The sequence below is a fragment of the Mesorhizobium sp. P2_F8 genome, assembly GCF_056403655.1.
On record NZ_JBFUFB010000001.1, the window covers coordinates 755,293 to 763,323 of the forward strand.

At 63.5% G+C, this 8,031-nt stretch carries 10 protein-coding genes; 3 read left to right on the forward strand and 7 right to left on the reverse strand.

The genetic code is table 11. The features are described from left to right. Positions 1-143: 143 nt before the first annotated feature. Positions 144-515 carry a hypothetical protein gene (locus AC1DZP_RS03645; RefSeq protein WP_477300166.1) on the forward strand — a complete coding sequence of 124 codons (372 nt, stop codon included), beginning with the start codon at positions 144-146 and terminating at the stop codon, positions 513-515. 323 nt (positions 516-838) lie between these two features. On the opposite strand, the gene AC1DZP_RS03650 is transcribed toward AC1DZP_RS03645, so the two are convergent. From AC1DZP_RS03650 to tesB, 3 genes are all read right to left on the reverse strand, one after another. Further along, entirely contained in the window at positions 839-2,194 is a 1,356-nt protein-coding gene (locus tag AC1DZP_RS03650) for an ammonium transporter (RefSeq protein ID WP_095084052.1), read from the reverse strand. 31 nt (positions 2,195-2,225) lie between these two features. Then, complete coding sequence (locus AC1DZP_RS03655; RefSeq protein WP_095084051.1) at positions 2,226-2,564, reverse strand: P-II family nitrogen regulator; 339 nt, start codon at positions 2,562-2,564, stop codon at positions 2,226-2,228. A 217-nt stretch (positions 2,565-2,781) separates the two neighbouring features. Next, positions 2,782-3,657: an acyl-CoA thioesterase II gene (tesB, locus tag AC1DZP_RS03660; RefSeq protein WP_477227558.1), complete on the reverse strand. Its 876-nt coding sequence runs from the start codon at positions 3,655-3,657 to the stop codon at positions 2,782-2,784. 99 nt (positions 3,658-3,756) lie between these two features. On the opposite strand from tesB, the gene AC1DZP_RS03665 reads away from it, so the two are divergent. Beyond that, positions 3,757-5,016: a ubiquinone biosynthesis hydroxylase gene (locus AC1DZP_RS03665; RefSeq protein WP_477300167.1), complete on the forward strand. Its 1,260-nt coding sequence runs from the start codon at positions 3,757-3,759 to the stop codon at positions 5,014-5,016. A 162-nt stretch (positions 5,017-5,178) separates the two neighbouring features. On the opposite strand, the gene AC1DZP_RS03670 is transcribed toward AC1DZP_RS03665, so the two are convergent. The 3 genes from AC1DZP_RS03670 to AC1DZP_RS03680 form a co-directional block, all read right to left on the reverse strand. Beyond that, positions 5,179-5,706 carry a hypothetical protein gene (locus tag AC1DZP_RS03670; RefSeq protein ID WP_095084049.1) on the reverse strand — a complete coding sequence of 176 codons (528 nt, stop codon included), beginning with the start codon at positions 5,704-5,706 and terminating at the stop codon, positions 5,179-5,181. A 134-nt stretch (positions 5,707-5,840) separates the two neighbouring features. Further along, on the reverse strand, positions 5,841-6,197 hold the full coding sequence (locus AC1DZP_RS03675) for a YciI family protein (RefSeq protein ID WP_477300168.1): 357 nt from the start codon (positions 6,195-6,197) through the stop codon (positions 5,841-5,843). After that, positions 6,194-6,412 (reverse strand): hypothetical protein, encoded by a 219-nt coding sequence (locus tag AC1DZP_RS03680; RefSeq protein ID WP_095084396.1) that lies wholly within the window; start codon positions 6,410-6,412, stop codon positions 6,194-6,196. Before AC1DZP_RS03680 ends, AC1DZP_RS03675 begins: the two co-directional genes overlap by 4 nt. Before the next feature lie 255 nt (positions 6,413-6,667). On the opposite strand from AC1DZP_RS03680, the gene AC1DZP_RS03685 reads away from it, so the two are divergent. Then, positions 6,668-7,093 carry an OsmC family protein gene (locus AC1DZP_RS03685; RefSeq protein ID WP_477227554.1) on the forward strand — a complete coding sequence of 142 codons (426 nt, stop codon included), beginning with the start codon at positions 6,668-6,670 and terminating at the stop codon, positions 7,091-7,093. 267 nt (positions 7,094-7,360) lie between these two features. Here AC1DZP_RS03685 and AC1DZP_RS03690 read toward each other — a convergent pair whose 3' ends face one another. After that, positions 7,361-8,005, reverse strand: coding sequence for a YceH family protein (locus AC1DZP_RS03690; protein WP_477227824.1), 645 nt, complete (start codon positions 8,003-8,005; stop codon positions 7,361-7,363). Positions 8,006-8,031 lie beyond the last annotated feature (26 nt).

An 8,031-nucleotide genomic window follows, 5' to 3' on the forward strand; every position in this document is an offset into this window, starting at 1 on the left:
GCGGGAAGGTTAAGGGCGCATTAACTATAAGAGGTTGAGATGATCAAACCTCGTTACCGACGGTTGAGCCGCTTGCTGCCCGAGGAAAGCGACCTGAGAAAGGGCCGTGACGTTGCCGCAGGGCCACCAATTTGGGTAGAGGCATGCAATCTGTCATCCTTCGCGTGGCGGTTCTGGGCTGGGCAGGGCTCAGTCTCCTGCTCGTTTTGCACTGGTTTGTCGAACTCGGCATGGTGGGCTTTCCGGATGGCTACGTGACACCCTTTGCCATGGCGACCAGCCCGCTGCTGCACACCCTCGCCACCGCCTGTCTGATGCAAGGCCTGTATTTTTTGTACAGGGGTCTTTTCGGCAAAGGATTTGGATTGCTGGGGCTCGGCCTGCAGATTTTCATCGCGGCCGTCCTAACGGTGGCGCCTGTGCTGATTGTCAGGAATTGCCCTCATTCCCAGACATGCAGCAGGGCCTATGAGACGCTGACAAACACCATGATGGACGACGGCGCCGGCGGATAGGGCTGCCGCCGGAACGGTTTGTCGGGAGATCCTGCTCAAGCCCTGTCCACGCGCGGCCTCGCAGCGGGCACAGGGCACGCCATTGTTTGGTCGGCAGAAAAGATCGAACCTCGGCTCGATCAAGACGCCTGTCGGCGTGGTACCAAAAAAGAGGCCCGGAACGTGTCCGGGCCTCAATGCGTGACCTCCTTTCGGGAGCGTCACGACGGGATCTTTCAAGGCAATTCCAGGAAAATGTGCGGTGGTCTTCCGTTCGGAATTGCGTAGGCAGGTAAGGGGGCCGGCGGGAGGAGGGTTCCACCGGCCCCTTGGCTAAGCTGGCCTTACGGCACCACTTCGCCATGCTGGGAGATGTCGAGGCCCTCGACCTCTTCCTGGGTCGTCGGACGCAGGCCGACGAGCGCCTTGACGATGTAGAGGATCACGAAGGTGGCGATGGCCGTCCACACGATGGTGACGGCGACGCCGTAGATCTGCTTGCCGAGCGAAGCACCCGACGACAGGCTGTTGATCGCCGGATCGGCGAGCACGCCGGTGAGCAGGGCGCCGATGATGCCGCCAACGCCGTGCACGCCGAACGCATCGAGCGAGTCGTCATAGCCGAACATGTGCTTGACCTTGACCGCCGAGAGATAGCAGACGACGCCGGCAACGATGCCGACGATGAAGGCACCGGTCGGGTTGACGAAGCCGGAAGCCGGCGTCACCGCGACCAGGCCGGCAACGGCACCTGAGATGATGCCGAGCACGGAGGGCTTCTTGGCGACGATCCATTCGGCGAACATCCAGGCCAACGCTGCTGCTGCGGTGGCAACCTGGGTGTTGAGCATGGCGGCACCGGCGAGGCCGTCGGCAGCCAGTTCCGAACCGGCGTTGAAGCCGAACCAGCCGACCCACAGCAGGGAAGCACCGATCACCGAGTAGACCAGGTTGTGCGGCGCCATGTTGGTGGTGCCGTAGCCTTCGCGCTTGCCGAGAACCAGCGCGCAGACCAGACCGGCGACACCGGCGTTGATGTGCACGACCGTACCGCCGGCGAAGTCGAGCACGCCAGCCGTGCCGAGGAAGCCGCCACCCCAGACCCAATGCGCGATCGGCACGTAGACGACCAGCAGCCAGAGCGCCATGAAGATCAGCAGCGCCGAGAATTTGAAGCGTTCGGCGAAGGCGCCGGCAATCAGCGCCGGGGTGATGATGGCGAAGGTCATCTGGAACATCGAGAAGACGAATTCAGGAATGTTCGCGACGCCCGGCAGCCACAGCGAGGCTGTGGTGATGCCGTGATGGAAGAATTTCGAGGTGCCGCCGAGATAGGCATTCATGCCGCCACCGTCGGAGAAGGCCAGCGAATAGCCGAACATGAACCACAGCACCGTCACCAGGCAGGTGATGGCAAAGCTCTGCATGATCGTGGCGAGCACGTTCTTCTTGCGCACCATGCCGCCGTAAAACAGCGCCAGGCCCGGAATGGTCATCATCAGCACCAGCGCCGTCGAGGTCAGCATCCAGGCGGTGTTGCCGGTGTCGAGCACCGGGGTGGGGGCAGCAGCCGGTGCAGCCGCGGCCGCGGCGGGAGCCGCTTCCTGAGCGAAGGCGGCGACCGTGCCCAATGCTGCGAGAGCGAGCGACCCTAAAAGGGCGGCGCGTCCCGTCGTCTTCAAGGTGGAAGGAATATTCATTGAACTCTCCATTGGAATACGTGTTCGCCGCTCAGAGCGCGTCGGTGTCTGTTTCGCCGGTGCGGATGCGCACCGCCTGATCGATGCCGAAAACGAAGATCTTGCCGTCGCCGATCTGGCCGGTCTTGGCGGCCGCGGTGATGGCTTCGACGGCTTTGTCGACCACGTCGGCACTGACCGCGACTTCGATCTTGATCTTCGGCAGGAAACTGACCGCGTATTCCGCTCCGCGATAGATTTCCGTATGTCCCTTCTGACGCCCGTAGCCTTTGACTTCGGTGACGGTCAGGCCCTGGATGCCGACGGCGGTAAGCGCTTCACGCACCTCGTCGAGCTTGAACGGCTTGATGATTGCCATCACGATTTTCATAAGGTTTCACCCTTTGCTGTTGCGGTCCCCCGCGTTTGCACGACTTCACCGAACCCAAAGAGCCGGAGAGTGCCCGACAGGATTCAAGCTCCGTGCCAATTGCCGAAGCAGGGTGTTAACCCGTTGTAAACAAAGGAATTGAGGCCGCCAAAGCGACGACGTGCCCGCAACAGCGGCACATCACTTGCTTAAAAATTAGGCAATTTTCTCAAAATGCCTACTCTGCAGGCGATCGCTTGAGCCGGATCAGCCCTTCCTGGGCAACCGAGGCGATCAGCGTGCCATCGCGGGCAAACAGCGAGCCGCGCGTAAAGCCGCGCGACCCCTGAGTCGACGGGCTGTCTTGCGTGTAGAGCATCCAGTCGTCGAGCGGATGGCTGCGATGGAACCACATGGCGTGATCGAGGCTTGCCGCCTGGATGTCGCGATCGAAAATGGCGCGGCCATGCGCGAAGGTCGATGTGTCGAGCAGCGTCATGTCGGAAAGATAGGCCAGCACCGCCGCCTGGATGGCGCGATCCGCCGGCACCGGACCGGTCGTGCGGATCCAGATGTTCTGCTTCGGCTCCAGCTTTTCACGACTGGTGTAGTGCTTCAGCATGACCGGCTTCATTTCGATCGGCCGGTCGCGTTCCCAGTAGCGCTTGATGCCTTCGGGCACCGCCTCGCCGAATTTGCCGAGCAATTCGCGCTGCGACAGCAATGTGTCTGGCGCCGGGACGTCCTGCGGCATCGGCACCTGGTGTTCGAGGCCGACCTCGTCCTGCTGGAACGAGGCTTCCAGCGAAAAGATCGCCTGGCCATGCTGGATCGCCACCACGCGGCGCGTGGTGAAGGAGCCGCCGTCGCGGATCCGGTCGACCTCGTAGACGATCGGCACCTTGGTGTCGCCGGGCCGCATGAAATAGCCGTGAAGCGAATGCACGTGGCGATCTGGGTCGACTGTCCGCTGTGCCGCCACCAGCGCCTGGGCGATGGTCTGCCCGCCGAACACGCGCTGCCAGTCGAGCAAGGGGCTGCGACCACGATACAGATTGTGTTCCAGCTTCTCGAGGTCGAGAATACCGAGAAGCTCGTCCATGGCAGCCGTCATATTTTCGCACCCTTGCCGCAGAAGTGTTATGGCGGTTTCCGACAGGACGGACAGGCAGTCAAGGGCGCAAGCCCGGTCGGCGTGGAAGGAGCGAAGAAGATGGAACGCAAGACCGACGCAGAAAACAGATCCGGGCTCGATGTTCTGGTCGCCGGTGCCGGCTATGTCGGCTTGGCCAGCGCCGTCTCGCTGAAGCAGGCGCGTCCGGGCCTTGCCGTCGCTCTGGTCGATGCTGCGCCCGCCGGCGCCTGGCAAAGGGATGGCCGCGCATCGGCCATCGCCGCCGCTGCCTGCCGCATGCTCGACCAGCTCGGCGTGTGGGCCGAGATCGCGCCGCAGGCCCAGGCGATCACCGAGATGATCATCACCGATTCGCGCGCCTCCGATCCGGTGCGCCCGGTCTTCCTGACCTTCGACGGCGAGGTCGCACCGGGCGAACCCTTTGCGCATATGGTGGCCAACCGGGTACTGAACGGCGCCTTGCGGGCCAGCGCCGAGAAACTCGGCATCGACATCATCGAAGGCGTCGCCGTGCAGGGTTTTGAGACCAACGGCGCCGGCATCACCGTGCATCTTGCCGATGGTGCGACGCTGAAGGCCCGGCTGCTGGTTGCCGCCGACGGCGTCAACTCGAAGCTGCGCGACATGGCCGGCATCAAGACGGTGAAGTGGGAATATGGCCAATCCGGCATCGTCTGTACGGTGGCGCATGAACGCCCGCACAATGGCCGCGCGGAAGAGCATTTCCTGCCGGCCGGCCCGTTCGCGACGCTGCCGCTCAAGCCCGACGAGGACGGAACCAACCGCTCCTCGATCGTCTGGGTCGAGCGCACGCAGGATGCCGAGAAGCTGGTTGCCGGTGACGATCTCGTCTTCGAGCACGAACTCGAACAGCGTTTCAGCCTGAAGCTTGGCGAGATCCGCGTCGCGGACAAGCCGCGCGCCTGGCCGCTCGGCCTGACCATCGCGCGCGCCTTCGTCGCGCCGCGCATAGCGCTGGCCGGCGACGCCGCCCACGGCATCCACCCGATCGCCGGCCAGGGCCTCAATCTCGGCTTCAAGGATGTCGCGGCTCTGGCCGAAGTGATCGTCGAGGCCGACCGCCTCGGCCAGGACATCGGCGCGCTCGACGTGCTCGAACGCTACCAGCAGTGGCGGCGCTTCGACACCGTGCAGATGGGCATCACCACAGACGTGCTGAACCGGCTGTTTTCCAACGACATCGGCCCGCTGCGCGCCGTCCGTGACATCGGCCTCGGCCTGGTCGAGCGCATGCCGCGACTGAAGGAGTTTTTTATCCGCCAGGCATCGGGATTGTCCGCCGGGACGCCAAGACTTTTGAAAGGCGAGGCAATCTGAGCCGTTTCACGGACGTGCCAGGGTGTATTGAGATTCAGGTCAGGCCGAGCCGAGAATGGTGAGTTCCGAGAACCGGAGCGGAGCGTACTTTTGAGTACGTGAGCACCGGAAGCGCAGGAAGTCGCCGTTCGCAGGCCGGCCTCACCTGAATATCAGCACACCCTAGTTGACCTCGAAGCCCAGCTTCTGCCGCAGCCGCAATATGCGCTGGTCGGCGATCTCAAGGCGTTTCTCGCCACCTTGCGCGGCGCGGTTGACCATCTGCAGCAGATCGTTTCGCTCGGCCACATCGAGCCGTTCGCGCAGGAACGGCGCCAGCTTGTCGATGACGATCGTCGTGTCGTCGATCTGTGACGCGGCCCATTTGGCGTAAATCACCGCCTCGTCCGTCTTCTTCTTGTCGGCGATCTCCGAAATCACCGCGCGAATGACCGCCTCGCGCTGCGGCAGCACAGGCCCATCCTCGGAAACGATGGCGGTAATCAACGTCGCGGCCGCCACCACCGGATCGTCGATCGCCGTCAGCGGCGACAGGGCCGCCTGCTTGCGCAGCTTCTTGCGGCGCACGGAGCCCTGGACCCGACCGATGACATCGGCAACGTCACGCGCTGCCTCGTTCATCGCCTTCATCCGGTACCACCAGAACGCCGCTGCGCCCAACACGCCAAGGATCGCAATCAGGAAAGGCATGAAGAATCCCCCAAAATCCCGGTGACGATAGGAGAACTCTTGCCTTGCTTCAACGCGCAAAAGTTGCGATCGACCGAGACGTTCGCTCGACCGAACGCCCTGGTTTCGAAGTGGCCGCAACGCATGGCACGGATCTATGATCCCGGTATGTCGTAGATGGCGCGGACCTCGATCGTGCCGAGTTCGGCCAGCGGGATGCCAGCAGCGATGTCCAGCGCCTCGTCGAGATTTTCTGCCTCGACCATGACGAAGCCAAGCAACTGCTCCTTGGTCTCGGTGAAGGGCCCGTCGGTGACCAGCCGCTTGCCCTGGCGTCGCCGCATCGTCTTGGCGGTCTTCACCGATTGCAGCGCCTCGGCCACGATCAGCAGGCCTTTGTCCTCAAGCGATCGGTCGTAGGCCAGCGAATCGGCGTTGAGCTTGGCCGACCCTGCCGGGGTCAGCGCGTGAAGATCCTTTTCCTCACCATAGACCAGGCAAACATATTTCATTTCGAGCTCCCTTGCTGTGTCGAGGCGACGAGCGTGTCGGCCCGGCCCTTGCCCGCCGCAGCGTGGTCGAGAATGCACACCGCAACCCCGATGATGGCAACCGCCGCCAGAAACCGGCCGAACGCCGGCGCGGGCTGGTGCATCCAGTCGGCCTCCTGTCCACCGCCTCCGCGGCCTGCTTTTTTCTTCCAATGCGCACAAAACAGCATATCCATGTGATCCTCCATCCGGCCATCAAACTTGGGTGGCCGCCCGCAGGACGGGCGAGGCGGATCAAAGTCGACATTTCTGCACGCGCATTTTTTCAAAAAGAATCGAGGCAACCGCGGTCGACACCCGTGTAGTGGTCCAAAGAGCGCAGTGGCCTTCGCGTCCGCACGCGCTATAGTTGACCGGACGCCGGCCCCAACCTCGATCACAAGCCCGGCAACCCACCACCACAGCCCACCACGACAACCAAGGAGGAATTCATGGACCGCACCGCAAACGCCGTCTGGAAAGGCAATCTGAAAGAGGGAAACGGCACGCTCGATACGCAGAGCGGGGCCCTGAAGGGCACGCCCTATTCATTCAAGGCGCGCTTCGAGGACGAGAGCGGCAAATCCGGCACCAATCCGGAAGAGCTGATCGCCGCGGCGCATGCCGGCTGCTACGCCATGCAGTTCTCGCACTTCCTGGCTGAAAACGGCACGCCCGCCACCGAGCTCGACGCCAAGGCCGTGGTGACGCTGGTTCCCGGCACCGGCATCACCGGCAGCGCCCTCACCGTGGTCGGCAAGGTGCCGGGCATCGATGCGGCGAAATTCAAGGAACTGGCCGAAAAGGCCAAGGCCGAATGCCCGGTCTCCAAGGCACTCGGCGCCATAAAAGTGTCGCTCGACGCCAGCCTTGGGTGAGAGCTCGGGTTCGATACAGAAACGCCGGCTCAAGGGCCGGCGTTTTGCATTTTGTAGAAGCATCTTTCGCAACGCCGGCGCCGGGTCACCCCCTCTGCCCTACCGGGCATCTCCCCCTCATGGGGGGAGATTGGCAGCTTTGCCGTCCTGCGTCATTCAGCGTCGGAGATTGGCGAAAGTCGAGGTGACGTCCAATCTCCCCCCAAGAGGGGGAGATGTCCGGCAGGACAGAGGGGGGCGCTGTCCCGCCAGCGTCTCGAATGATTGTTAGCGGCCTTCGCCGGTCAGTGCCTCGATGAGGGCGCGCAGCCTCGCAACTTCTTCCTCGAGGGTACTGACGCGCTCTTCGAGGCCGGAGACCGATGAGGCGACCGACGGCGCCTGGTGCATGGCGACGGGCGCGACCTGCACCGCGCCGCTCAGCAGGTGCATAAAACGCTCCTCGCGCTGGCCGGGGCCGCGCTCGATCAGAACCACCAGCGGCGGCCTGCGGCCGATCAGCAGGTCGAGGTCGGTGCGGAGCGCCTCGATCGACGAAAACCGCGCCATGCGCTCGGTTCGCGCCAGCAATTCATGCGCCGTCTGCGCGCCGCGCAACAGCATCAGGCCGATCAGCGCGATCTGCGCCGTGGTAAGCGAGAAACGCTGCGCCACCTGATGCTCGTAGCGCTCGACGCGCGAGGCGAAGACCTGCCGGACCAGGCCCTTCTGCTCCAACTGGCTCAGCGCCCGCCTGACCTCGACAAGCTCGACCGCCATCACCGGCTCGCGCGCCGTCTTCTGGTTGGCCGCGGCATGCGCGCCGTTGAGCGTCAGCGGATAGACATCCGGCGTCAGCTCCTTCTTCTCGATCAGGCAGCCGAGCACGCGCGCCTCGACAGGGGAGAGAATGGGAAGGTCGGTATCTGTCATGGCGTCGCTATCCTTCTGAGGCCGGC

Bases quoted from the DNA above. Each gene is read 5' to 3' on its own strand.
- AC1DZP_RS03645 (WP_477300166.1), top strand. From the start codon at position 144: ATGCAATCTGTCATCCTTCGCGTGGCGGTTCTGGGCTGGGCAGGGCTC.
- AC1DZP_RS03650 (WP_095084052.1), bottom strand. From the start codon at position 2,194: ATGAATATTCCTTCCACCTTGAAGACGACGGGACGCGCCGCCCTTTTA.
- AC1DZP_RS03655 (WP_095084051.1), bottom strand. From the start codon at position 2,564: ATGAAAATCGTGATGGCAATCATCAAGCCGTTCAAGCTCGACGAGGTG.
- tesB (WP_477227558.1), bottom strand. From the start codon at position 3,657: ATGACGGCTGCCATGGACGAGCTTCTCGGTATTCTCGACCTCGAGAAG.
- AC1DZP_RS03665 (WP_477300167.1), top strand. From the start codon at position 3,757: ATGGAACGCAAGACCGACGCAGAAAACAGATCCGGGCTCGATGTTCTG.
- AC1DZP_RS03670 (WP_095084049.1), bottom strand. From the start codon at position 5,706: ATGCCTTTCCTGATTGCGATCCTTGGCGTGTTGGGCGCAGCGGCGTTC.
- AC1DZP_RS03675 (WP_477300168.1), bottom strand. From the start codon at position 6,197: ATGAAATATGTTTGCCTGGTCTATGGTGAGGAAAAGGATCTTCACGCG.
- AC1DZP_RS03680 (WP_095084396.1), bottom strand. From the start codon at position 6,412: ATGGATATGCTGTTTTGTGCGCATTGGAAGAAAAAAGCAGGCCGCGGA.
- AC1DZP_RS03685 (WP_477227554.1), top strand. From the start codon at position 6,668: ATGGACCGCACCGCAAACGCCGTCTGGAAAGGCAATCTGAAAGAGGGA.
- AC1DZP_RS03690 (WP_477227824.1), bottom strand. From the start codon at position 8,005: ATGACAGATACCGACCTTCCCATTCTCTCCCCTGTCGAGGCGCGCGTG.